Annotated in this window: 18 protein-coding genes and 1 pseudogene; 10 read left to right on the top strand and 9 right to left on the bottom strand. The window is 56.3% G+C overall.

What is annotated here, in order from left to right:
* Positions 1-4 precede the first annotated feature (4 nt).
* From E1956_RS15010 to E1956_RS14975, 8 genes are all read right to left on the bottom strand, one after another.
* On the bottom strand, positions 5-1,177 hold the full coding sequence (locus E1956_RS15010) for a hypothetical protein (protein ID WP_197732799.1): 1,173 nt from the start codon (positions 1,175-1,177) through the stop codon (positions 5-7).
* Between the two features lie 70 nt (positions 1,178-1,247).
* Positions 1,248-1,859, bottom strand: coding sequence for an adenylyl-sulfate kinase (gene cysC, locus E1956_RS15005; protein ID WP_134750068.1), 612 nt, complete (start codon positions 1,857-1,859; stop codon positions 1,248-1,250).
* Between the two features lie 167 nt (positions 1,860-2,026).
* Entirely contained in the window at positions 2,027-3,058 is a 1,032-nt protein-coding gene (gene galE, locus E1956_RS15000) for a UDP-glucose 4-epimerase GalE (protein ID WP_134750066.1), read from the bottom strand.
* 28 nt (positions 3,059-3,086) lie between these two features.
* Positions 3,087-4,241, bottom strand: a complete 1,155-nt coding sequence (locus tag E1956_RS14995) for a glycosyltransferase family 4 protein (protein ID WP_134750674.1) — start codon at positions 4,239-4,241, stop codon at positions 3,087-3,089.
* 192 nt (positions 4,242-4,433) lie between these two features.
* Positions 4,434-5,093, bottom strand: coding sequence for an adenylyl-sulfate kinase (gene cysC, locus E1956_RS14990; RefSeq protein WP_232071182.1), 660 nt, complete (start codon positions 5,091-5,093; stop codon positions 4,434-4,436).
* 257 nt (positions 5,094-5,350) lie between these two features.
* Positions 5,351-6,778 carry a mannose-1-phosphate guanylyltransferase/mannose-6-phosphate isomerase gene (locus E1956_RS14985; RefSeq protein ID WP_134750064.1) on the bottom strand — a complete coding sequence of 476 codons (1,428 nt, stop codon included), beginning with the start codon at positions 6,776-6,778 and terminating at the stop codon, positions 5,351-5,353.
* A gap of 329 nt (positions 6,779-7,107) precedes the next feature.
* Positions 7,108-9,063 carry a capsular polysaccharide export protein, LipB/KpsS family gene (locus tag E1956_RS14980; RefSeq protein ID WP_472802079.1) on the bottom strand — a complete coding sequence of 652 codons (1,956 nt, stop codon included), beginning with the start codon at positions 9,061-9,063 and terminating at the stop codon, positions 7,108-7,110.
* 8 nt (positions 9,064-9,071) lie between these two features.
* Positions 9,072-10,220 carry a glycosyltransferase family 4 protein gene (locus E1956_RS14975; protein WP_134750060.1) on the bottom strand — a complete coding sequence of 383 codons (1,149 nt, stop codon included), beginning with the start codon at positions 10,218-10,220 and terminating at the stop codon, positions 9,072-9,074.
* Between the two features lie 156 nt (positions 10,221-10,376).
* Here E1956_RS14975 and E1956_RS14970 point away from each other — a divergent pair, with 156 nt between their 5' ends.
* The 10 genes from E1956_RS14970 to E1956_RS14925 all read left to right on the top strand — a co-directional run bounded on the left by E1956_RS14970 (position 10,377) and on the right by E1956_RS14925 (position 24,741).
* Positions 10,377-11,537, top strand: coding sequence for a polysaccharide biosynthesis/export family protein (locus E1956_RS14970; protein ID WP_134750058.1), 1,161 nt, complete (start codon positions 10,377-10,379; stop codon positions 11,535-11,537).
* A gap of 433 nt (positions 11,538-11,970) precedes the next feature.
* Complete coding sequence (gmd, locus tag E1956_RS14965) at positions 11,971-13,005, top strand: GDP-mannose 4,6-dehydratase (RefSeq protein ID WP_134750056.1); 1,035 nt, start codon at positions 11,971-11,973, stop codon at positions 13,003-13,005.
* A 224-nt stretch (positions 13,006-13,229) separates the two neighbouring features.
* Entirely contained in the window at positions 13,230-15,170 is a 1,941-nt protein-coding gene (locus tag E1956_RS14960; RefSeq protein ID WP_134750054.1) for a glycosyltransferase family protein, read from the top strand.
* Between the two features lie 8 nt (positions 15,171-15,178).
* Positions 15,179-16,105 (top strand): NAD-dependent epimerase/dehydratase family protein, encoded by a 927-nt coding sequence (locus tag E1956_RS14955; RefSeq protein ID WP_134750052.1) that lies wholly within the window; start codon positions 15,179-15,181, stop codon positions 16,103-16,105.
* 221 nt (positions 16,106-16,326) lie between these two features.
* The gene (locus E1956_RS14950) at positions 16,327-17,571 is read left to right on the top strand and encodes a glycosyltransferase family 4 protein (RefSeq protein ID WP_232071178.1); all 1,245 of its coding nucleotides are present in this window, start codon (positions 16,327-16,329) and stop codon (positions 17,569-17,571) included.
* Between the two features lie 120 nt (positions 17,572-17,691).
* Positions 17,692-19,638 (top strand): glycosyltransferase family 61 protein, encoded by a 1,947-nt coding sequence (locus E1956_RS14945; RefSeq protein WP_134750050.1) that lies wholly within the window; start codon positions 17,692-17,694, stop codon positions 19,636-19,638.
* A gap of 129 nt (positions 19,639-19,767) precedes the next feature.
* Positions 19,768-21,777 carry a KpsE/RkpR family capsule polysaccharide export protein gene (locus tag E1956_RS14940; protein WP_134750048.1) on the top strand — a complete coding sequence of 670 codons (2,010 nt, stop codon included), beginning with the start codon at positions 19,768-19,770 and terminating at the stop codon, positions 21,775-21,777.
* A gap of 80 nt (positions 21,778-21,857) precedes the next feature.
* Positions 21,858-22,586 (top strand): ABC transporter permease, encoded by a 729-nt coding sequence (locus tag E1956_RS14935; protein WP_134750046.1) that lies wholly within the window; start codon positions 21,858-21,860, stop codon positions 22,584-22,586.
* Complete coding sequence (locus E1956_RS14930; RefSeq protein WP_134750044.1) at positions 22,583-23,230, top strand: ABC transporter ATP-binding protein; 648 nt, start codon at positions 22,583-22,585, stop codon at positions 23,228-23,230. The genes E1956_RS14935 and E1956_RS14930 overlap by 4 nt, the downstream gene beginning before the upstream one ends.
* A gap of 455 nt (positions 23,231-23,685) precedes the next feature.
* On the top strand, positions 23,686-24,741 hold the full coding sequence (locus tag E1956_RS14925; protein ID WP_134750042.1) for a sulfotransferase family 2 domain-containing protein: 1,056 nt from the start codon (positions 23,686-23,688) through the stop codon (positions 24,739-24,741).
* A gap of 574 nt (positions 24,742-25,315) precedes the next feature.
* Here E1956_RS14925 and E1956_RS47965 read toward each other — a convergent pair.
* Positions 25,316-25,420: pseudogene (locus tag E1956_RS47965) on the bottom strand (IS66 family transposase); the annotation flags it as partial.
* Between the last annotated feature and the right edge of the window lie 101 nt (positions 25,421-25,521).

Here is a 25,521-nt window from a genome sequence, read left to right as displayed (position 1 = left end):
CGTTTTAGGCACCCCGTCTGCGGCTGCGACGTAAACCTCCGATTACGCGCCTGAGCGGCGAGGTCATTTTCCAGGCCGTAGACGAAAGTACTGCGTTGAGCGTTTCGTTGCATGCGCCAAGGCGCTTCTCAAGTTCCAGCACTTTTTCGCTCAACTCGACGTGTTCTGCCTCGATAGCAACGACTTGGGCGTCCGCAAGGCTCAGCTTGCTCCGTGCCTGGTCCAGCTCTGCCTGCACTTCGACGCGCTGATGCGCCACCTCCTCGACTTCCGACTGGCTTGCGTCCAGTTGGCGTTCCTTTTCTTTAAGCATCTGGTTTGCGTCAGCGGCGGCGCGAATCGCTTCCTGAACTTGGCGATTCGCCTCGGAGACTTGGTGATTTGCATTGTTGGCCTGCAGGTTTGCTTCGTCGGCCCGTCGGATGGCTGATTGCTCGGATGTTTGGGCACGGCGCAACTCGCGAAATAGCGCGGCGCGGTCGACGGTTTCAAACGAGGGGAAGCGGGCGACGGTATCATGCGTTGGTGGCTGCGCAGATACGGATATTTCATTGCCGGTCCGAACGAGCTCCGGCCGGGCCGTGTTCCTGTGTGCTGCGATTGCCGTTTCCCGCGAGACTCTGGATCCGAGCACCGGCCGTAGTTGTTCGTAGAGATATTCGCCATCCGTGATGAACTGTGGAAAATCCAGAAAGACGATCGGCACGTTTTTGTGCACGAGCGCATGGATGACTTGATGAAAACCCATCGCAAGCAAACGTGCCTGATCAATGGGGTTGAGGGAGTAGACCACACCACCAGGTGCGGTGCCCCATGTTTCCCACAACGTATATTCCTGTTCCAGATGGGCATTACCGAAGCGCTCTCGCAAACTTAATGTCACCCGACTCGTTGCGGCTTCGACAATGTCCCTCATCGGCATGATGACTGCGTCGATCTGAATGTCGTCGCGCTCCAGAAGGCGTTCAATAAACTCATAGAGCCACGGCGACTTGAGGACATAAGGCATGTCCGAGTCCTGTAACGGCAGATCTTCCAGTCCGGCATTTGCATTCTCGTCGAGCTTTTCGTGTGGATGCCGCGTTTGATGCGTATCAAGGCCGCAAGCTGTAAGGTACTGGACAAGGAAGCTGGTCCCGGCACGGCCGGTTCCTGCGATCAGCAGATGATGTTTCATGATGTAGGTAGAACGCCAACGAGAGTCACCGGTCAAGGACCGTAGCGGTAGGCGCGATGCATTTGTACCGTTAGCTTTGGGTACCGGCGGCCGCACGAAGATTTGCTAACTGGCGCGATTGCTCTTCGGAGAGGCCAATATCAAAGCAGTGGACACGGACCAGATAGTCGACGATCTGGTCGACGCAGCACTCCACTGCAGTGCTTTGCGTGTGCAGTTTGAGGTCGGGGTGCGCAGGCGGGTGGTAGGGCGAGCCAATACCCGTGAATTGCGGAATTTCACCGCGACGGGCACTTCGATAAAGCCCTTTTGGATCACGCATCTCGCAAACGTCCAAGGGCGTGTCCACAAATACCTCTACGAACGAGGCATCGCCAATGATCCGTCGTGCATTTTCTCGATGCTCGGCTTCGGGCGATATAGTCGCCGTGACGGTGACAAACCCTTCTTTGCAAAAAAGCGCCGCCACATGGGCGACGCGACGAAGGTTTTCCGTGCGTTCGGCTTCGCTAAAGCCGAGATCCGAATTCAGCCCGCTACGTAGCACGTCGCCGTCGAGCATCGTGGCACGCAACGCAAACGTTTGCAGTCGATCTACCAAAGCATGTGCAATGGTCGACTTGCCCGCTCCAGACATGCCGGTGAGCCAGACGACCACCCCGGCCGACTTTTCCGTTTCCACCTTTTGTCGCCCCAATCAAGGTCAACGCAACTTGCCTGAGGCGACATTTTAACTATCAAAGTGTCCGCTGTAACGTCGGCGTAATAAAGTGCAACAATTTTGCAGGCTTGTAAATTTATGTGATGTGGATCGCATAGGTTATGCCGCGCGCGGGCGCCTGGTCCACCTTACTCAAACCCTCGCGGATTCTTCTCCTGCCAGCGCCAGTGATCGACGCACATGCGCTCGATCCCGAATTGGGCTTTCCAGCCGAGCAGCTTTTCCGCCGTAGCAGGATTTGCATAGCACTCCGCGATATCGCCAGGCCGGCGCGCGACGATTTCATAGGGCACGGGGCGGCCCGATGCCTTCTCGAACGCCTTCACGACTTCGAGCACGCTATACCCCTGACCCGTGCCGAGATTCACAACAAAGCCCTTATCGAGCGAGACCAGCGCATCGAGCGCTTTCAGGTGCCCCAGCGCCAGATCGACCACGTGAATGTAGTCGCGCACGCCGGTTCCATCCGGAGTCGGATAATCGCCGCCAAACACGCGCAGCTTCTCGAGCTTGCCCACCGCCACCTGCGCAACATACGGCATGAGATTGTTCGGAATACCCGCCGGATCTTCGCCGATCAGGCCGCTCTCGTGTGCACCCACCGGATTGAAATAGCGCAGCACCGCAATGCGCCACGTCGGGTCCGAGATCTCCACGTCGCGCAGGATCTGCTCGGCGATCAGCTTCGATTGGCCGTATGGGTTGGTCGCCGAGAGCGGGAAAGTCTCGTCGATGGGCGAGCGCTCGGGCACGCCGTACACCGTCGCCGACGAGCTAAACACGAACTGCTTGACGCCGTGTTGGCGCATCGCGTCGAGCACGACGAGCAAGCCGTCGACGTTATTGCGGTAGTACTCGATGGGCTTGGCGACCGATTCGCCCACGGCCTTGAGCGCCGCGAAGTGGATCACGCCCGTGATCTTGTGTGCTTCGAAAATGCGCGAGAGCGCTTGCGCGTCGCGCACGTCAGCTTCGTAGAAGGCGACCGGCTTGCCGGTGATCTGCGTGACGCGCGCAAGCGATTCCTGGCGGCTGTTGACGAGGTTGTCGACGGCGACCACGTCATAGCCGTCGTTGAGAAGCTCGACGCAGGTGTGCGAGCCAATGTAGCCAGCACCGCCTGTGACGAGGATCGTGCCTTTGGAATTCGTCGCTGCCATATTGTTTTCCCGAGTTCCCTGAATTCGTTCAAAACGTCAATCCGGTCAACTCCCGGATCAGCTCCCGGTAGCGTTGTACCACAACCCGTTCGTCGAATTCTTTCGCAATTTTTTTCCGGCCTCGCTCGGCCATGGCCGCTCGCGCAGCTGGGGCCATATCGAGCATGCGTGAGAGGGCGGCCGCGAGCGAGCCCGCATCGCGCGCCGCGCAGAGCAGGCCGTTTTCGCCATCTGCCACCACTTCGCGGCAGCCAGGCACATCGGTGGCCACGATCGGGCGGCCCATTGCGCTCGCCTCCATCAGCGTGCGCGGCACGCCTTCACGATATGACGGCAGCACGACACAGTCTGCATCGGCGATATAAGGGCGCACGTCGGCGGTCTCGCCCAGATACTCGATCACGCCTTCGCGTTCCCACGCAGCCACTTCCTCACGCGTGATTGCGCTCGGGTTGTCGACACCCACTGGACCAAGCAGGCGAAACCGCGCATGCGGATAGCGCGCGCGCAACTGGCGCGCGGCCTCGACGTACTCGCCCACGCCCTTGTCCCAGAGCAGCCGGCCGATCAGGACGAACGCGAACTCTTCGCGCTCGGGCAGTGGCGTGAACGCGTATTCGCCCAGATCGACACCTTCGCCGTGTAGCAGGCGCGCGCGCTCGGGATGCGCGAGCAGGTTTTGTTCGCGAAAGGCGGTTTCGTCGTCGCGATTGAGGAACCAGACTTCGCGCGGAAAGCGGAAAGCGAAGCGGTAGAGGCGCTTGGCGACCTGTGCCGCGCGGCTCTTCTGGATGAATACGTAGCCGAGGCCTGTTGTGACCGCAACCGAAGGCACACGTGCGAGCCCGGCCGCAACGGAGCCGTAAATGTTGGGCTTGATCGTGTAATGGAACACGACATCGGGCTTGAGCGTACGGTAGTGCTTGAAGAGCGCAAGCAGCGTGCGCAGGTCGTCAACCGGATTCGTGCCTTTCGAGGAGACTGGCAAGTCGATGCAGTTGCAACCCATTTGCGCGAGCGGTTCGAACGTGCGGTCGCGCGGCGCAATCACTGTGACTTGCGCGCCGGATGCGTTGAGCGCGCGAAGGAGGCCACGGCGATAGGTGTAGATAGCCCACGCGGTGTTGCAGACGAGGGCGATGTGGAGGCGTCCGGCGTGAGCGGTTTGCCGGGAGAGGTTGATGGCGCTGGAAGTCACGGGCAGAACGGTCCGGGGCGTAGCTAAATGCAAGCGGTGCGCGCAAGACGCGCCGACATGGCGGCGCCCGCGGCGGCGTGCAGCATTTTAACCGACCTCTTTCCGGCAAGACCGATCTAGCTCTACGCGGCCCAAACCAGTCTTCACTGAGCGCGGCCCGCCGACCGTCAATGCGCTTTAGCCTGCGTCGATTGGCAGCTTCTGCAGGATTACGTCGATGCAGGCCTGCTTGCTCATGAGCGCCGTTTGCACGTGCACGTCAACATTCGAAGGCGGCTCATAAACGGAACCGATGCCGGTGAATTGACGGATCGTGCCTTGGCGTGCGAGCGCGTAGAGTCCCTTCACGTCACGCGCTTCCGCGACTTCGATCGGGGCGTCGACGAAAACTTCATAGAATTCGTTCTCGCCGAAGAGCGCACGTGCGGACTCACGAGCGGAGCGAATCGGCGAAATGGTCGCGACGATTACTACGAGGCCAGCATTGACCATTAGCTTTGCGGCTTCGGCCGCACGCCGGATATTTTCGCAGCGGTCGGCATCCGAAAAGCCAAGATCCTTGTTCAGACCAAGACGAAGACTGTCGCCGTCGAGGAGTGCAGTGTGCATGCCCTGGGCATGCAAGTGCTGCTCGAGCATATTGGCGAGTGTGGACTTACCGGCGCCCGATATGCCTGTCAACCAAACGACAAATGCGCGCTGCCCCTTGATGCGCGCACGGTCCGATGGCTGGATGCTCGTCGGGCTTTCAACGACGATTTGATCTGGCTCTCGCTTCATTGTGGTCTTCCGGCTTCGCTTTTTCGTGCGTTGGCGCTCGCAGTGCCCGCTTTTCATTCTGCGCCGGCGACGCACGCCGCATTGATCCAATAGCGACGAAGCTGGCGCATTCCCCATTACGTCGAATGCTTATTCCGGAAGGTATTTTAGAGTGACTTGTAAGCTTTTGTAAATTACCTTTTAATGATTTTGTTACACAAAATTACTCTTTTGGTAATACAAAACGTTTGCGCGAACGGGCGTTGCTTTCTGCATGAATTCGCGTCGTGTGGAGCTTCCAGGGACAGGGGCGTTTGTGCTACGCCCCGCGGAATTTACGAACTCGCGCGTCCGTAGTTGTCTTCAAAGCGCACGATGTCGTCTTCGCCGAGATAGGTCCCCGACTGCACTTCAATGAGTTCGAGCGGAATCTTGCCCGGATTCTTGAGGCGGTGCTTTTCGCCGAGCGGGATATAGGTGGACTGGTTTTCGCCGAGCAGGATTTCCTCGCTTCCGTTCGTGACGAGCGCGGTACCCTTCACGACGATCCAGTGTTCGGCGCGATGGTGATGCATTTGCAGGCTCAACTGGCTGCCCGGATTTACGATGATGCGCTTAACCTGGAAGCGGTCGCCCTGGTCGAGGCCTTCATAGGAACCCCAGGGGCGAACCACGCGGCGGTGCGTGACGGATTCCTGGCGGCCTGACGCGTTCAGCCATTCCACGACTTTCTTCACGTCCTGTGCGCGATCGCGATGTGCGACGAGCACGGCGTCCGCGGTTTCGACGACGACGATGTTGTCGAGACCAATGGTGGCCACCATGCGTTGTTCGGCTCGAATGTACGAATTCGTCACGCCTTCCGCGAACACGTCACCAATCAGCGTATTGCCGTCTTCGTTGCGCTCGGCGATCTCCGCAAGTGAGCTCCACGATCCGATGTCGTTCCAGCCGAGATCGGCGCCAGTGACCATGGCTGCGCGCTCCGTGCGCTCCATGACCGCATAGTCGACCGAGATGTTCGGGCTGGCGGCGAAGGCCTTCTCGTCGAGGCGGATATAGTCGGGGTCTTCGCTGGCGCTCACCAGCGACGCCTCGGCCTGGCGGGCGATTTCGGGTTCGAAGCGACGCAGTTCTTCGAGGTAGGTCGCGGCATTGAGCATGAACATGCCACTGTTCCAGTAGTAGCCGCCTTCCTCGAGGAAGCGTTGGGCCTTGTCGAGATCGGGCTTTTCGACGAACGCGGCGACCGTGTGAGCCGGGCGGCCGTCGCCAAGCGCGGCACCACGGCGGATATAGCCGTAACCGGTGTGCGGGCTTTCCGGCTCGATGCCGAACATCACGAGGAACTGGTCAGCGGCGGTGCGGGCGGCTGCCTGGGCAGCTTTCACGAAGGCAGGTTCGTTGAGGATCACATGGTCCGAGGGCAGCACGAGCAGTAGGGCTTCAGCGTCGTTGCGTAGCGCGACCATCGCGGCGACCGCGATGGCGGGCGCGGTATTGCGCGCGACAGGCTCCAGAATGACCGACGCCGGCTTGATGCCGACCTTGCGCAACTGCTCGGAGACGATAAAGCGCTGCTCGTTGTTCGAGACGATGATTGGCGCAGTGGTGTCCGGAATGCTGGCGAGGCGCAAAGCGGTCTGCTGGACGAGCGAGTGGTCGCCCGCGAGTTGCAGATATTGCTTGGGATAACCGCCGCGGGACATGGGCCAAAGGCGCGTGCCGCTACCGCCACACAGAATTACCGGATGAATTTTCATGAAGGAGAGTCCTGGATTGCCTGATGTCCGGTGCCCAGATGCACACCGAACAGCTGATTGGTATTCGTAGTTGCTCAGACGCGAAGGCGAATAATATTTAAAACTTTACGGTTTGTGTTGTGATTTGCACCGGGTTCGCCTTAATTTGTGAGTTGATGTTTGGTTTTTGTCACATTAGCGGGGTTTGGTCGGCGCGATTGTCGCGGATTCCTGAATCCATGCCGCCCTGTGTGCGAAAACGTTTGCGCGATTTGAATTAAATAGGGAGTGATAGTTTTAAAGCGCACGAAAGCGCTTTGCATACCGTTGCAAGCGCATCATTCATCTGCTTATTCATTTCGCATCTTTTCATCCGATGTCGAGTTGCCGGGTGCGAACGCTGCGTCGCATCTGTCCGTTGCTGTTACGGCATGCCAACTGGGGCCGCGATCCCGTTGGCTTCCGTAGTGCCAGGCGAGATGCCAAAGGACATTTCTGCTCCAGCGGAACGCCTTCAGAAGGGGACGCAAGCGGTTGCCGCGGATTTTCTCGAGCGGGCGCGCCGCCGCGGCGGCCAGTTGCCGTACGATGACTTCGGGCGTGGTGAACAGGCGGAGCGACCAGTTCCAGTAGACGGGATAGTGCAGCAATGCGCCGGCCGTCAGCATGTCGAGCGACAGGGCTCGCTTGCGCCACGGTTGGGCAAGCGCATCGGTAGTGAGTCCCCAGCCTGCATAGAATGGAAGGCCATACGTATACACCGCCTTTCCTCTAATCAGCGCCTCAAAGCCGGATAGCGACGAAAGGGTGTGGACTTCGTCGGCTACTTCGATTAGCGAGATCAGATCCGCGTCTTGCTCGACCACGTCGGCAAGCGCGGCAGCTTCGATCAGGCCTTGTCGATTGCCTGACAACACGTCCGGGTGCGGCTTGTAGACAATGAAAGCGTCGGGACGTTGCGCACGCACCTCGCGCAGCAATTGTTCGGCGGTCGTGACGCCACGCGTGCCGAGGCGAATCGAGGCGTCGTCGGCCACCTGGCCCGGCACGAGCATGACGCGCTTGCCTGCGGGCGCGTGCCACGCGGGCTTGCGGCGTCCGAGGTTGTACTTGGTCAGGCCGAGGCGCGCGATTTCTCCACGCAATGCCCGCGCGCGCGCGAGATCGGCGTCGCTGAAAGCCGTTTCGTTCAGGATGACAGTGAGATCGCTCGGGCGACTCGGGTCGAAATATAGGCCGCGCCGGTCGATGATCTGGCTGCATGGTGCGATATGGTCCGAGCCGAGACCCGTCGAGTGGAGAAAGCCGTCTTCGATTCGTATCGCCGGCGCGTCCGCCGGCAAACCCTCGGCGCTGCGCGCGCCCCAGAACGCTGCGTATTCGCCCTCGCGCAGCTTGTGCGCGCCATCGATCCAGCGCAGCGTGCCGCCGCCCGCGCTCAGATAGGGTGTAGCGAACGGTCGTTTCCACCACTGGAAGCGGACACCCGCAGCGCACTTGATATCGGCAAAACGCAAGACCGTAGTGCGATGCGCTTCAATCGCGTCGAGCAAGGCTTCGAGCGATTCAGGCGTGCGAGCGTCCTGGCCAATATGGTGGGAAAGCCGCACGAAAGCGACTTCGAACAGGAGGTCCAGCGTTGTGTACGATTGCCCTGCGGGCTGTGGCACATAGTCGTGCGTGAGTCCCCAGCCTGCGTAGTAAGGCGTGCCGAACACATGCAACGGGACGCCGCTCAACAGCGCTTGCATGCCTTCCGCAGCGCCAAGCGTGTAGACGTGGTCGAAATTCGCGATCGATGCGCATAGCGAACTGTGTTCGTCGATGTGTCTCAATGGGCCCAGCAGATCAACGCAGCCGGACGCAAGCCATGCACCAGAATGTTGCGTGTTTGTGCGGGCAAGCCAGAATTCGGCGGTCGAATTCGCGCTGCGCGCCTGGGCGACCATTCTCACGAATTGCTTCTGCCGCGCAGCGCGGTGTGGTTCCAGATCGACAGTCGCCGGCTCATCGATTAACAGCACGCGCGTAGCGGCGCTGGTTTCAGCCAGAGCGGGGTGGACGCGGGATGGCCGCTCCGCAGAATCGAAAACGTGTGCGGCACGGAATCTTTCCATCAGATTCCGTATGCGATTTGTATCGGCAACGGCTGCTAAGGCAGACAGTTCCGCGCTGATGCAGTCGATCCAGGCCTGTGCAGTCCTGGACGCTAGCGGGGCCGCAAAACACGAAAGTGCGGGGCCGTCCTTGCGAGGCATGATGCCATTCGACAAACGATGCAGGCGTGGGGAGAACCAGGCGGCCATACTCAAATTCACCCGAGCAGGGTCTCCAGAAAGCGATCGACATGCTCGAAATGCTCTTGCCAGGTCGGCGCCTTGAATCCTGATAGGCGTGCGAGTTGGGCCGCGCGCGTGGTGCTGCCGCTTTCGGCGTAGGCGCGGATCATCGCCAGCCAGCCCGGTCCGTCGAGCGGATCGAGATAGTCCGGAATGTCGCCAGCAATTTCGTGAAAAACGCCCAGATCGCTTGCCAGTACGGGGGCGCCGAGTGTGAGGGCTTCGACGAGCGGCATGCCGTAGCCCTCAACGAACGAGGGAAATAGTAGCGCGCGAGCATGGAGCAGCCAGGCGCGCAAACGTTCGTCGCTGCACCCGGCCTCTTCGATCACCACGCCCCGGATCGGGCTACAGCGCTCGAGCATGTCCACGACGTTTTCGCATTCCCAGCCGCGGCGTCCGATGATGACGAGCTTCGGTGCATGCTCGCCCAGGGTCTCGACCAGGCGTCGCCAGACGTGCAGCATGAACCAGTGGTTCTTGCGTGGCTCTATCGTGCCGAGTATCACGAAATACGGGACGTCGAGCGGTGGGGCGACATCTTTGTGTGAAGTCACGCCGGGCGCCAGGTGGGCCACTACGCTCGGCGGCACCGACAGACCCGCCCGACGCGCTTCGGCATTCAGCGTCTCGAGCGTGTCCTGTGAATTCGCGATTAGGCCGTCTGCGTGGCGCAGCGCTGTATGTATGCGGCGGCGGTGGGCTTCGTCGACGCCGGGGCGGCAGTATTCTGCGTGGGTGAGGGGGATCAGGTCGTGAATCATGAAGACCGATCGAATGTTTCTGCGCCGCATTGTCTGGTAATAGCGCAAACGCTCCATTCCGTTGTGGCTTGTGTGCAGGAGCACTGCACGCTCGATGCGCTCGCGATGCGGGATCACAAGGCTGCGCGTGACCAAAGCACGTATGGCCGTGCGTCCCGGCGCGTTGCCGAGCAGCAGCTCGAAAGCGCGCTCCGAATCTTTGCGGGAGAGCACCTTCGAGTAGCCGAGTTCGCTCAGAACGGCTCTTGCCCGCGAGTGGTAACGCTCGACATAGGCAAGGCCGACGCGATCTACGCCCGTTGGGAGCAATCTGTTGGAAAGACGCGACAGCAACCGGGAAATGTCGAGAAATATATTCAACTAGGGATTGATTTTTTTGTGGAAAGCGTGATTGAGCGCGAGCGTGTCGCGTGAATCATACTGTCTGCCAAATTCGCCAAGTAAAATGCCAAACCATTCTACCTCGTGAGACAATCCCTGCCGCGATTTGAATGGACAGCATCGGATCATAAGAAAATGTCGAGTTTATACCGCAGTGCTTGGATGGCACTAATTGTCGGTGGCGTAATGGGGTTGGGCGCTTGCTCAGGCATTCCGACTTCGGGGCCGAGTCGTTCTCAGGTTAGCCGTGCTGGGGTGCAGGGCAATCCTGATGGTATTCAGATCGTCGACATCACGGACGCGGTGGCCCGTAAGCTCTATTCCGAGCGCGGCAGCGCGAGCTTCTCCGCTGTGTTGGGTGACGACACTACGTTCCGTCAACAACTTGGCGTTGGTGATGCGGTGGAAGTCTCGATCTGGGAGGCGCCGCCCGCAACGTTGTTCGGTGGTGGGATGTCCGAAACATCGGCTGCCGGCGCCCAAGTAACGGCATTGCCAATCCAGGTGGTGGATGGTGACGGCAATATCAATGTACCTTTTGTCGGAGCGGTGAAGGCGGCGGGACGCACGCCGACGCAATTGCAGAAGTTCATCACCGAACGACTGAAGAACATGGCACACGACCCTCAGGTCCTGGTTCGGCTCGCAAAAAATGACACGTCGTACGTCACGGTGGTGGGCGACGTGGCGAATAGCACGCGCATGCAATTGAGCGCGCGTGGCGAACGACTGCTGGATGCACTTGCCGACGCAGGCGGCGTGCGTCAGCCGGTGGACAAAATTACGCTCCAGGTAACGCGCGGCAATACCGTGGCGTCGTTGCCGCTGGAAACGGTTATTCGCAATCCACGAGAGAACGTGCCGCTGCGAGCGGGGGACGTCGTGACGGCTCTGTTCCAGCCTTACAGCTTTACTGCGCTGGGAGCGGCGGGCAAGAACGAGGAAATCAATTTCGAAGCGCAGGGAATTACGCTGGCGCAGGCGCTGGCGCGTTCCGGCGGACTTCAGGATTCGCGTTCCGATGCTCAGGGTGTGTTCATTTTTCGTCTCGAAGATTCCAGCGCGCTCGATTGGCCGACTCAGCCTGTTCGTACGACTGCGGACGGCAAGGTGCCGGTCATTTATCGAATCGACCTGCATGACCCCAATGCATTTTTTGCTATGCGAAGCTTCATGATGGACAACAAGGACGTGCTGTACGTCTCGAACGCTCCAATCACCGAGATCCAGAAGGTTCTGAATCTGGTCTTCTCCGTTGCCTATCCCGTGGTGACAGGGGTTCAGACTTTCAAGTAACACAAAGTGCGCGTTGTGAGCCAGGATATTAACCGGCTAGCGTGGTTGTATGTGTCGAGCGTGAAGATGGGACTGGGTCTATGTTCATGTTTCAAGTAAGGCGAGCGGATTGCCGGTTTGCGAGGTCCGCCATGTTGTTTGTTTCACCTGCGTATCTTATCGACCGTAGAAGTCGAGACTGTCCGCAGGAAATCGAATCGCTAACAGCCACGGCCTACCAGTTGTTGCGCGTATACGTCTCCGCCCGTCGCGATCTGAGAATTTAGGCAAAACGCCAAACCGGATAGATTCCGGAATGGCGTTTTGGGGTGATTCCGGGCTCGTCAGATTTGGCGTTCTTGGCGATTTTCGACGAAAACACGTGTCGCCACCGTTTGTCCGTGCCATGTATGCATGAAATTGGTGCATTATTTACGTTGAAATAAAGGGGAATATGAAAACGGCTCTTATCACCGGTATTACTGGACAAGATGGTGCGTATCTGGCGGAATTTCTGCTGAAGAAAGGCTATCGTGTCTACGGTTCATATCGCCGGAACAGTTCAGTCAATTTCTGGCGAATCGAAGAGCTGGGGATTCGCAATCATCCGAATTTGAATTTGGTCGAATACGATCTGACCGATCTGGGCTCGAGCATTCGGTTGCTGCAGAACACCGAGGCAACCGAGGTTTATAACCTCGCAGCGTTGAGCTTCGTGGGCGTTTCATTCGACCAACCCGTTGCGACCGCCAATATCACCGGCCTGGGTGCGGTGAATCTGCTTGAGGCAATCCGGATCGTTAATCCAAAGATTCGTTTCTATCAGGCAAGCACGTCGGAAATGTTCGGGAAGGTGCAATCGATTCCGCAAACGGAAGCCACGCCGTTCTATCCGCGCAGCCCCTATGGCGTTGCCAAGCTGTATGCCCACTGGATGGCGATTAACTATCGCGAAAGTTACGATATTTTTGCGTCGAGCGGCATCCTGTTCAACCACGAGTCGCCGCTCCGTGGGCAGGAGTTCGTGACACGCAAAATCACTGACACGCTGGCAAAGATTCGCGTGGGCAAGGCGGATGTTCTCGAACTCGGCAACATGAACGCGCTGCGTGACTGGGGATATGCAAAGGAATACGTCGACGGTATGTGGCGCATGCTGCAGGTCGATCAGCCTGACACCTATGTACTCGCCACGAATCGTACGACGGCAGTGCGCGAATTCGTCTCGCTCGCAGCCCGCGCATGCGATTTCGATCTTGAGTGGAATGGCAAGGACGAGAACGAAGTCGCCATTGATCGCAAGACCGGTAAGACCATCGTTCGCGTGAATCGCAAGTTCTACCGGGCTGCTGAAGTCGACCTGCTGATCGGCGACCCCAGCAAGGCTCAGCGGGATCTTGACTGGAAACCGAGAACGACGCTGGAAGAGCTCTGCCAGATGATGGTCGAGGCGGATCTGCGTCGAAACAAGATCGGCTTCTCGTTCTGAGAAATTGGACCTGCTTGACGATCCGCTTGCCAGTGCCACCATGGACGTAAGGCGTCAGGCGGGTCGGGGGATGTTTGCGGCGCGCAAGTATGCGCTCGCGGATTCACGGGGCGGGCGTGAGAAGGGGGAGCGATTTGTGCGCCCGGGCGCGCGAATCGTCGCTGCAGCCTCCGAAGATGGTTTTTCAGAGTTCGGTTGGTGTGGCTACTTTGGATATTGTAAATATGTCTCTTACGGGAATTAAGAAGACCGTTGCTGTCGTAGATTATTGGCCCGCCATCGAAAATGCCGAAACGGAGTGCATTTTACGGATCAAGTCGGCGCTTCAGGAGCTAGGTTACGAAAGCGTTTCGATCAATCGTCACGGCTTCCTCGTCGACGATGCATTGACGCATGTCGATGAGCTCAAGGTCGAATTTGTGCTCGCCTTGCATTTCGATTCGGCGAAGGCGTGGAGCGCATTTACCTACTATGCGCTGTGGAATCCCCTCGATTTTTATTTCCAGTGGAGTTACCGGGAAAAATCGGAAAACGCACTGTCCAATGATGCCTTCCTGTCGTGTGGCTCGCTCGTCGCCGACGATCACGCCCGACGATTGCTGAAGGGCTCGGGGCGTGCGGCAACGGCGCCCTTTTTGACGCTGTTCCACGCGGTGCATGAGCCGGTGATTCCTCCCGCTCTCGGACGCGGCAAGCTGTTCTACTGCGGTATCAATTGGGAAGCGCTGAGCGGTCGCGGTGGTCGCCACCACGAATTGATGAAGCTGCTGGATCAGCGGGGCATGCTCGACATCTATGGTCCAGAGGTCTTTCAGAATGTACGGGTATGGGACGGCTACACTTCCTACCAGGGATCGATTCCGTTCGACGGCAAGACGCTGATCAATCGCGTTGCGCAATCTGGTATCGGTCTAGTGTTGTCTTCGGAGGCGCACATCAAATCCGGATTGATGTCGAGTCGATTGTTCGAGTGTCTGTCAGCGGGCGTGCCGATCATTTGTGATCAAAATGGGTTTGCGCGCGACAATTTCGGCGATCTGCTTTTTTACGTCGATACGACGGAGCCGGCCGCGACGGTGGCACGAAAGGTCGAAGAGCATGTGAACTGGATTCGCGCCAATCCTGAGCTCACCATTGAAAGGGCCACCCGCGCACAGGAGATCTACAGGCAGCGTTTCAGTCTCATCGAGAACTTCAAGCGAATCTTCGAGGCAGGTCCTCATATTGAAAACATCACGACTGACGTGATCGGCAGCGCCCTGTCTACCATCTTCATCGCGGACGAGTGCAACCCGGCATTCACTTCGAAGATCCGCTCGTATGCGATGCATATGGCTGGCAAGCAGAACTCCAAATGCTACGCGTTGATTCCTGAGACGAGTTCGGCAGCACGTGAAGACGATATCCGGCAAGCCTGCGCAGGCGTGGAAGTTATCCGTTTCAAGCGGGATACGAAGGACTACATCAGTACGGCCGAGAAGATTGTCGGGAAGATCGTCACAATCCTGCGGGCTCTGCCCGAGAACGAGATCTTCCAGATTGTGCCTGCGTGGGAGCGTCCCGTCTGGCCGACGATCGAATCGATGTGGAAAAAACTAGATGCGGCGACGGAAATGAGCTACGTGTCCGGTGGCTTCACAGTGCTCGAAAACACCGGCAAGCCGCATGAAGGCCGTGCGACGTTCACGCGAGGGACGCTGCTGACTTCCATGATGGACGCGAATGCCCCTTTTTCATGCTCGTCTACGCTCTACCGTCGCACGGACTCGATGAGCGACGTGTTCGATACGTTCCCCTATGCTCCGCACTTCTGGCAACGCTTGATGTCGATTGCGTATCAGCGGTTTGGAAAGGGTTTTGGCGAGGTGCACGTTGCCGCGGTGGATGATCACGAGTACTACGTCTTCCATCATCGCATTTCCAATCACGATCAACTGATGCGCGAATCCGAGATCCTCAGGGACGTGTTGGGTTTCGACTACGTCGATAAGCATCTTCGAGCCCCCGCGGTCGTACAGAGCCAGCCCGTGGAACCTATGGCGTTTGTGAGGCAATTCGATCCGGCTGCTGCGCGCGCGTTGCTGGTCAAGCTGTACGATTCGGTGAAGAAACCTAAATTCATTTCTGCTCCCATCCAGTGGTTGTGGAAGAAAAAAGCTATTTAGGAACATCCATGGACAAATATTTCGTAACGGGCGGATATGGGCTCGTCGGTTCGGCGGTTTGCCGGCAACTCGAGATAGCGGGTGCATCATTCCTTGCACCGCGTCGCGCGAATCTGAACCTGCTCGATCGAGAAGCGGTCGAGCGCTTTCTCGCAGACGAGCAACCGACGCATCTCATTCACCTCGCCTCACAGGTTTTTGGGCTGCAAGGCAATTTGCGCAATCAGCTTTCTTCGCTGTCGTTGAATTCACGAATCAACGAAAATCTGCTGGCGGCGCTTGCGGGCAGCTCCGTGAAAAAAGTGTTCTTTGCCGGCACCGTGGCTTCGTATCCGTTTCCCTATATCAGTCTTCCATTGCGTGAGGAGGATATGTTCAAGGGATTGCCTCATTTCGGTGAATACGGCTACGCGAACTCGAAGATCCATGCGTTCCATTATTTGGAGCTATTGAAGAAGTACAACGACATCGAATACGTTTATGGCCTTTTTACCAATATGTATGGACCGAACGATCGGTTCGATGTGGAAAACGGTCATGTGGTGCCGTCGCTGATTCGCAAGGCCGAGCAGGCGGTGACAAACGGCACGCCGCTTGAAGTTTGGGGGCGGCCGGATACGACTCGCGACTTCATGTACGTCGACGACGCGGCACGCGCGGCGCTTCATCTGCTCGATCGAGCTTCGGGCGTGGTCAATATTGCATCGGGTGTCGAAAGTTCGATGGGAGATCTTGCAGATGCCGTGTGCGCGGCTGCCGGCATCTCGATGCCAATCAAGTGGTTGTCCGACAAGCCGGTGGGGATTCCCCGTCGGTCGATCGACGTCTCGCGGCTTGCCGACACGGGTTTCACTGTGAATACGAATCTGAAGGAAGGTGTCGGTAAGACCTACAGCTGGTTCGAGGAAAATCTTGCTTCTGCGCGATTGACGTAGACGGCCTTGCGGCTGAATGAGGCCGCAATGGGCGGTTTTGGGTCCATCGCATGATGAACGCGCCCCCGGGGGGGCGCGTTCATCATTATCCGGCATGCTGATTCATTGAATGCTTGTGTTATCTACGGAACATGGACGTATTAGGCAACGAGAGGCTGGTAAGCGTATTGCGGACGATACGCGTTTGCGTGTATGAATCCGTGCACCGGTGTCTCCTGCGATTGCTGGACTTCTGGTGGCTCCCTGGTGGCGTCGCGACGATGCGTCGCGCAATAACCAAATCGAACGCCCGTCCTCGATTTCAGGCGCAGCGGCCTGCGCAGCGCAATCTTTTCGTCGACGTCTCGATCATCGCGGTGAACGATGCTGGGACCGGCATTCAGCGAGTCGTCCGATCCATCGCGGAGCGCTTGCTGGCGGATCCACCCGCCGGTATGACGGTTCATCTCGTGCGGGCAACACGCAAGCGACCCTATCGATACGCCAGGCAATATCAGGCACACTTGACCGGGCAGAGCGGGCTTGGCGATGAGTGCCTGCTTGAAGCGCGGCGCGGCGATGTGTTTCTCGGTCTCGACCTGGCGAGCCGGCCCCTGGTCATGAGGCAAAAGGAATTGCGTCGTTGGCGCGAACTCGGGGTGAGCTGCGCATTCGTTGTGTACGATCTGCTGCCCGCTGTGCATCCCGAATGGTTCACGCCCGTCGGGGCGAAATCGTATCGTCGATGGCTGGAGACCGTGGTGATGCACGCCGATGCCCTGTTTTGCATCTCGAAGTCGGTTGCAGGCGAAGTCGACGCTTTGCTTCAGGATAAATTTGATATCGCGCGCAGCGAAATCCTCATCGATTGGTTTCATCTCGGCGCCGACTTCAAGGCGGGCGAGGCGACCCCGATCGGCGCGGCGCCATCAGCTGCGGTGAACGCTGCGAGCGAAGCATCACGGCTTGTGCTGATGGTAGGCACGGTCGAACCGCGAAAGGGACACGCTGAAATGCTGGCCGCGTTCGAGTCCGCCTGGCGTGACGGTTCGAACTTTACGCTGGTAATCGTGGGCAAGGCAGGGTGGAGCGTCGATGCTCTGATTGAAAGGATTGAGTGTCTGCAAGGTATCACGAACCATCTCATTTGGATCAAGGATGCGAGCGATGCCGATTTGACGGCGCTGTATAAACGCGCGGACGGTTTGATCATGGCATCGGAGGCGGAGGGGTTCGGTTTGCCGATAGTCGAGGCGGCATTGCGCGACATCCCGTTGTTCCTGCGGGATATACCTGTATTCAGGGAGGTGGCTCACGAGCACGCTACCTACTTCGACGGGAATGTTTCGACCGAGGTCGCATTGAGTCTAAAGCGCTGGCTACGGGATATCGAGAACGACTGCGTCATCAGAAGCGGGAATATGGCGACGCTGACATGGGAGCAGAGCGCGCATCGACTGGGCGAGCTGGCAGCGAAGCTCATGTAGCCGTCAGGCGCCGTAAGGATAGAAGCGGAAGTGGAAGCTAGTGCCGTGGCGGACGCGAATAGGAATGTTGGGGCAGGTAAATAGGTTTTACCTGCCTAATAGAAATTAAGGAATGATCGAATGGACAGTTCTTATCTGTTAAGTAATTTTCGGCCAGTCGGAAAAGGTGACGAGCAGCGGAAGATGTCTGCGCTGGAATATGCCTATCAAGTGAGTGGGCTTAATTATCCGTTCGATCAGTTTTTAAGAAATTCTTCGGAATTCGTTAAAAGTCATGTGTTTGGCGGTGAGGCCGACGATTATTATTTCACTTCGATGCTGGCCACGTTCGAGCAGCACGAATCTGATCTCGACGCGTTTTTCGCAGTAGTATTGAATAAAATCGTTCTGCAACTCGAATTCCAGACCCGGCATTTCACTTCTGGTTACGGTCCCGAACTGTTCGTCTGCGACGCGCCGAAGAGCCACTTCCGCGTCGCGATAGCCAACGCAAGTACGACGGCGGGTCTGTTGTGTAGCGATCCGGCACAACGGGTGCTTCCAGAGTGGGCCGATAACCTGCCGCATATCGAGTACAACTTCGACAATGTCCATTGCCGAAACATTCAGGAACTGAGCCACTTTGCTGAATCCATTCGTCGAAAAGTCGGCGCGGTAGCATTGTCGTTGCCGGTCGACATCGATCATTTAAAGATATCCGAAAGATTCGCCGCGCTGGCTGGCTGGGTCGACGAGAATACGACGTATGTATTCTGTGGCAAAAAATCCGTGCTGCTCGCTGTCAAGCGTAAGCTGGAGGAGAGATATCCTCACGCCACCGTGCAGTGTCGCGAGTACACATTGAATTCGTCGGCGGCACGAGAGGAAAAGGCCATAGTCTTGGTGGACGGATTGAGCGGCTTGCCGGACATCGATATCGAAGGTTTCGATATTCTCGACTGCCGTTTCACTACGGCTGCCGCAAGCAGCAATCCCGATTTCCGTAATCTCAGTTTTGCGGAAACTGAATTCTTTAAGCCCGTTGAGCCAAAAAAGATAATAAGTTTCGCACCGATTTCAACGGAAAATTCCTTGAAAATGACATCGGAGATACAGTTCTATAACGATGTCGTGACGATCAAGAATGGCTCGATCACGTCCCAGCGCGGTACAGTGGATTCGACTTACCTGCATTTTGCCGAAAGCGGTGAAATTGCGATGGACGCCGGAAACGAAATCGCACGTACGGAGATGACCGAGCTTTACCGAAGCGGCGTTAATGTAGACGGCATCGTCACGGCAAGGCTGCGGCAGGCCCGAGTCCTGGACGTCACAGGGCCGGCCATGCCGCTGGCTTTCACGCCCGACGTGCATACGTTCTTCTCCCATTTCATTCTCCAATGTTTCCCGCGGATACTGATCCTACGGGAGCTCGGCATTCCAAACGCGAAAATCGTCGTTCCGCACAACTTGCGGGCGAAACAACTCGCGATGCTGCGGCTCGCCGGCATTACCGAAGAACAAATCGTGAAAATGCCGCCGGGCGTGATCGTTAAGGCCGATGAGTTGATCGTGCCACGGGCCTGGCCGTTGGCGATGTCCTCATTCACGATTCGGATCTACGAAGAGCTGTTGGGACGTGTCGTGAAAACGAAACGACGTCCCAGGAAAAATCTCCTTATCAGCCGTGAAAGTCGCCGCACCTGGAGAAATATGGTCAATTACGACTCCGTTCGAAAGATTCTGGTCGATCGATATCACTTCGAGGAAGTAAGGCCCGAAAAACTGACGATCGAGGAGGAGATTGATTTATTCAATCAATCGAAGGTGCTCATCGGTGCGGAAGGGGCCGGGATGTACGCGTCTTGCTTCGCGCAAGAGAATTCCCATGTTATCAGTATTTGTGATGAAGATTACATGATGCCCATTCTTGGCACCATAGGCCGCCTGCGGGGGTTTAACTTATACCACGTTTTTGGCGAAAGTTTTCGATCGGCGCGCGACGTCAATCGTCGTCTCCCATATGGGCATTGTGATTTTACAGTCAATCCTCTAGATGTGGCGGAATTGGTGGAGCAGTTAATATAAATACTGCATTGAACTGTTTTTATAAATGCCAGGGTAAATACTGTGACTATTAGTAATTCTGAAAAACGCTCCGGTGCTTCATCGCGACCCGGTAGGATCATCTTCGTCGGAGAAGTGCAGACACTTGGCATGTATCGCCACTTTCGGCAGGTTTTCGAGGCGAGTGGCGCGGATACGTCGGATATTCATTTCGTTGATACCAACGACGACGCATGCCTCGGCTCAGTGAAAGCTTTGATCAGCTCCGACGCCAGGTTCGTGTTGCAAATCAACCCGAATCGCAGGGGGGTCTGCGCCGATATTGCAGATTTCCTCGAAGGGCAAACTGGCGCATCAGTGGTTAAAGTTCCGATGCTACTGTGTTCTAGTCTATGGCCCTATGACTACTTCGACAGTGCACTGCAGCAGTCCGGCTCGTCGATCGCTGGGACTCGTGGTGATTCGAAGCTCAAGGCGTTGGTGCAATCGGACGATGTTTCAGAGGAGGAGGTCTTCGAGTACATCGGCGGTGGCGGAGTGAATGAGTCCGAGGTCGAGGAGGCATTCAAGTCCGATAAGGAGCAGTGGAACGTATTGCAGAGCGAATGTGGGTGGAATTTCCAAAATTATCTGGTGGAGAATTTTTCCGTCAAAAAATTGTTTAATTCCCATACACTCCCGTCAAACGCATCGTTGGAGCTGCTGGTTAAAAAGATAGAGAATTTTCTTGAGTTAAACGCCGTTGAGCGTGCAGAATCGGAAAAATTGATGTCGCACACGGAAATTCTGCAGCCGGAAACGCCGATTCATCCGAGAATTGGAAAGGTCTTGAATCTTGCGTGGCTTGCCGACGGCAGGAAGTTCGATATCTACGGACGTAAGACCGACTACCCGCGCTGGGTCACGGAGTATGGGAAATTCTATGCGCCGATGCTCGAGTTCCCGCGGAGCCGATTCTCCGATCGGCCACACGGTTTTGCCGAAGGGGGGGAGCATGGCGGCACACAGCGCGTCAATCACTTGGCTCCGAATGCGCCGAATCGGGATCAGGGTGTTGTGCACGCCCTGTTTGGGAGATTGGACACGCTTTTCGTTCTGTGCGTGATCGTGCCGTTTGTCGTGTCGACCCTGTACTTTGGCTTGATCGCGTCGGACGTATACGTGTCGCAGTCGTCGTTTATCATTCGCACGCCGAGCAAAAACAACCAATCCAATAGTTTTGTTGGCCAGTTGTTGCAGAGCACCGGTATTTCCCGCGCCTCAGATGACACCTATGCCGTTAACAACTATTTGACGTCTCGAGACGCACTCGCTTCGCTGAATGCGGGGTCACGTTACGAAGCTGCCTATAGCGGTGGGAAGGCCGACGTTTTCAGCCGGTTCGGCCTGTTTCCTCAGCAGCGTACGTTCGAAGACCTGTTCAAGTATTTCCAGGATCACGCCAATGTGCAGTTCGATTCGGATACCGGGATTTCCACCCTGGAAGTCCACGCATTTTCGGCATCGGAGGCGAAGGATCTGAACGAGCATCTGCTCGAACTCGGTGAGCAGCGCATCAATCAGATGAACGATCGTGTGCAACTGGATCTTGTCACTTACGCGCAGCGCGAGGTGGTGCTGGCGGAGTCGAGCCTCAAACAGGCGGCGACTGCGCTCTTTCAATATCGCGAGAAGCAGGCTGTTTTTGATCCGAATCTTCAGTCATCGTTGATCTTGCAGAACGTCACTAAACTGCAGAACGAACTCGTGACGAGCAAGATTCAACTGGCTCAGTTGAAAGCGGTGTCGCCGAGCAACCCACAAATCGGTGCGCTAGATGTCAAAATCAAGTCGCTGCAAGATCAGGTAGACGCCGCATCGCGGAATGTGACCGACGGGCAGTCTTCATTGGCGTTCAAGAGCCCTGCTTACGAACGACTGGAGCTTGACAAGCAATTTGCCGACAAGCAATTGGCAGCCGCGGTCACGTCGCTCGAGGCAGCGCGCAGCGATGCGCAGCGTCAACATCTTTATCTCGAGCGAATTTCTCAGCCGAACGAGCCGGACAAGGCGCTGTTGCCGCGTCGCGGCAGGACCGTGCTGGCAATTATCGCGATCGGATTCATCGTCTGGTGCACGCTGAAGCTACTCATTGCCAGCATCAAAGAGCATCGCGAGTGAGGTCGCTTAAATTGAACATTCACTTTCGAGAGCTATCTGGCTCATTGAAAATTCAAGGGCGGGTGTTGTATGCGCTATTGATGAGAGAAATCATTACGCGCTACGGTCGACACAACATCGGTTTTGCATGGCTTTTTGCGGAGCCGATGCTATTTTCGATCGGTGTGGTGATTCTCTGGAATGTTGCACACAACGAGGGAAGCAGTCACCACATTAGTGCGATCGCCTATTCGCTGACCGGTTATTCGACAATTCTAGTGTGGAGAAATACGATCGGCCGGTGTGTGATGGCTGTCGAGCCGAACGCGGCGCTTTTGTATCACCGTAATGTTCGGGTCATCGACTTCTTTCTGGCGCGAATTCTTCTCGAGTTGTTGGGAACGACGTTTTCGATGATCATCCTGTTTGTCTTCTTCATGGCGATTGGGCTCATTCCGCTGCCTAATGATGTCATGAGCATGATTATCGGATGGGCCTTGTTGTGCTGGTACACAGCTGCAATGGGCCTGCTGGTGGGCGGTCTTGTGGAGTTCAGCGAGGTTATCGAGCGCCTGTGGCACCCGATTGCCTATTTCCAGCTGCCTGTATCCGGAGCGCTCGTGATGGCTGCCTGGCTACCCATGTCCGCCAGGAAAATCGTATTGAAATTTCCTGTTGCCAACTGCGTGGAACTGTTTCGCCACGGGTACTACGGGAACGAAGTCCGTACTTACTTCGATATTCCATATGTAATGCTGTGCAACCTGATTCTGACCTGTCTTGGTCTATTTGTCGTTTCTGCGGCTGCTCGCCGGGTGGAGCCCGAATGATTGAGTTGGATAACGTCAAGAAGTATTATTCGACGCGAAATGGACAGAGGTTGGTCCTCGACGGGATCAACCTGACGATCAATCCCGGAGAGCGGATCGGTATATTGGGTAGAAATGGTGCAGGCAAGTCCACCATCATCCGCCTGATCAGTGGCTCCGAGATGCCGTCTTCCGGCCGGATTAACCGGAGTATGAGCGTTTCGTGGCCGCTCGCATTCTCCGGCGGATTCCAGGGCAGCCTGACTGGGTTGGATAACCTGCGATTCGTGTGCCGCGTTTATCAAGCGTCCTTCGAAAACGCAGTGCCTTTTGTCGAGGAATTTTCGGAGCTAGGAGAGTATCTGCGAGAGCCGGTAAAGAAATATTCAAGTGGCATGCGTGCGCGCCTCGCATTTGCCATTTCAATGGCGGTCGAATTTGATTGCTTTCTCATCGATGAGGTGATTGCCGTGGGTGATCGAAGATTTCATGAGAAGTGCAAGTATGAGTTGTTCGAGCGACGCAAGGATCGCGCTATGATTTTGGTTTCGCACGACGCGGTTACGGTGAAGGAGTATTGCGACCGTGCATGCGTGCTCGAAGGGGGCAGGTTGCACCATTTCGACTATATTGACGATGCCTACGATTATTACAATCACATCTGACGGCATTTCCACGGCGTCTGATTGTTGAGTGGGTGTCATTTCGAATTGCCGGTCGTGGTGAATGGTCTTCTGGCCGATGTCCATGCGGGCCATCGATCGGACCGCGCACCATAGATTTAGATGCAGCGAGTCATTGCGGCTACCGGCCGGGTCAGGGTGCGACGAGTAGGCGGGTGCGCAACGATATCGTGGGGCGCGAGGTGAATGGCGATTAAGGCGTCGACCTGAAAGGCGGGTGGCCGCTTGGCTCGATCACGCTATTAGCTAATACAGCGTTCTATCGTCTCAAGGCGGCTCGCAGAAACATGGTCTCGAATGGAGGTATCTCCGTTCCGAACCTCCGTTGGAATCGTAACGCAGGAGGAGGATGTTTAGGCATTGGGCAGCAAAGGCACGCGCACGATGAAATTCGTGCCTAAGCCTTCTGGATTTGTGAAGGCGAATGTGAGGAAAATATGAAAATTAACACGCGTCAATCAAACAGTCAGGCAGATCGTTTCACGTTATATACGTTGCTCTCGAATTCGTTCGCTGGCGAAGAGGACGGGAAAGATGCATGGATCGAACACGCCGAAAAGAATGTAGAGTTGGTTAAATTTCTGGAAGGATTGGATCGCAGAAATCTTTATCGCATTATTTTTGATCGTCCCCCGGAGAGCGTATGGGGGATCGGCTCGTCGGCACAGTTAAATCAAAAGGCGGATTTGGGGTTGCTTTATGATTTTGTTTTCTCTGAAGAAAATAAAATTATGGGTGAGATTATCTATGCCAAGACTGTGAAAAATAAGGGATTGGGGATTTTCATTCATATACCAAAGACGGCGGGAACGACGGTAAATAATATCCTCGAAAACAATGCGATTCTTTTGCGCAATGCTTGCTTTGATATATCAAGACTCGTAGCCTTGTATCGAGAAAATTCGCGGCGTCGCCGAGTTATTTTTTCTGGTCACAGAACGCTGGAATTTTACGATCGAGCTATCAATTTAAGCGATGTGGGGGTAATTTTCACATCTATTCGTGATCCGATAGAGGTGGCGATATCGTATTTCAATTTTGCTTTTACAATGGTGCGCAATAACGATGAGGCGTGGGGTGCTCAATGGCGTCCTTTTGTCGAGGAGTGGCAGAGTACTGGTGACACCCCTCATGATTGGTTCATTAATTATTGTGCCTCTGATTTTTTTCGTCGCAATGTGTCGAATATATATTTTGATTATCTCGGTGGACGAAATAAATCGTCGGAGGATGCGAGAGGGATTATAGATAATATGCTTAGATTTGGTGTGTTCGCAGTTAGGTCGGATCTTGTAAATGATTTTCTGTCGGATTCCGGGGGCGAAAAATTGGAGAAAAATAGATCGGACGCAGTGGTTACGCGTGACACGCTGAGTTTCGATACGCTTCTTCATTTGCGCAGACTCATGCCGACCAACATGGAGTTCTATGCGCTGTTGGATAATTTCCCGACTTGGCGGAAGTCCGGATATGTGGATTTCAGGGAGGTTTGACCCCCGCCTAATGCTCGACGTGGGATTCTGTCGGCCTAAGAGTTGCTGGTCGAACCTGAACAGTTCAGGCAGCCTTTCTCCGTGAGGGTCGGTGTCCAAAGGTGCGTCGTGGGAGTTGCAGGAGCCAGACTTATCGATGCCTGGATCCCGCAAATTTTTGCGAGCTGCAGATGGCTCCGGCTATACCGATGACGGAGCAGGAGCTTTTGCGACATCCGCCAATCGTTGCCAGCCCAAAGGCGGCACGTTGTAGGAGTGCCCGCCGGCAGCGAAGCGGTCGGACACATCGCCTTCACGATGGAGGCGTGGCATTGCGCGAAATCGCGCACGGCGCTCTAGCGTCTGTGGGTGCATCGCGGGAGTGGCATGCGGACAACGGCAAGCGCATCGCTGGGACGTGTCTGGTAGCGCGCGAATTCGATGCGCCAGTGGGTGTAAAACCAATGGAATGGCGCCTGCAGCATCTACACTGGTGTTTCTTATGCGTTCAGCACGTCCTGCTGGACCAGCGTTCGGCGAAGTGCGTAAGCCAGTTACAACCGCAAGGCGCACACGTTGACCTACTCATCCAGCGTGATTGTGCAATCGCCAACCCGGCGCGCTCGAAGATGCGTTCCGGACGGCACAGCGGCAGGTGATGGCCGTTCTTGGCGATAAGCACTCATGCGAGCAGCCCAGTTATTTCGTCCAGCATCTCGCCGATACCAACTAGCTTGCTGGCGCATCGACTGCAGCGTCGTGTTGCACAGTTTACCGTCGTTCGACGTGCGTTTCGATTCT

The organism is Paraburkholderia pallida (genome assembly GCF_004524855.1).
Taxonomy (GTDB): Bacteria; Pseudomonadota; Gammaproteobacteria; order Burkholderiales; family Burkholderiaceae; genus Paraburkholderia; species Paraburkholderia oxyphila.
Note: the sequence above shows the minus strand (reverse complement) of the source record. Positions and strands in the feature narration are given on the sequence as shown.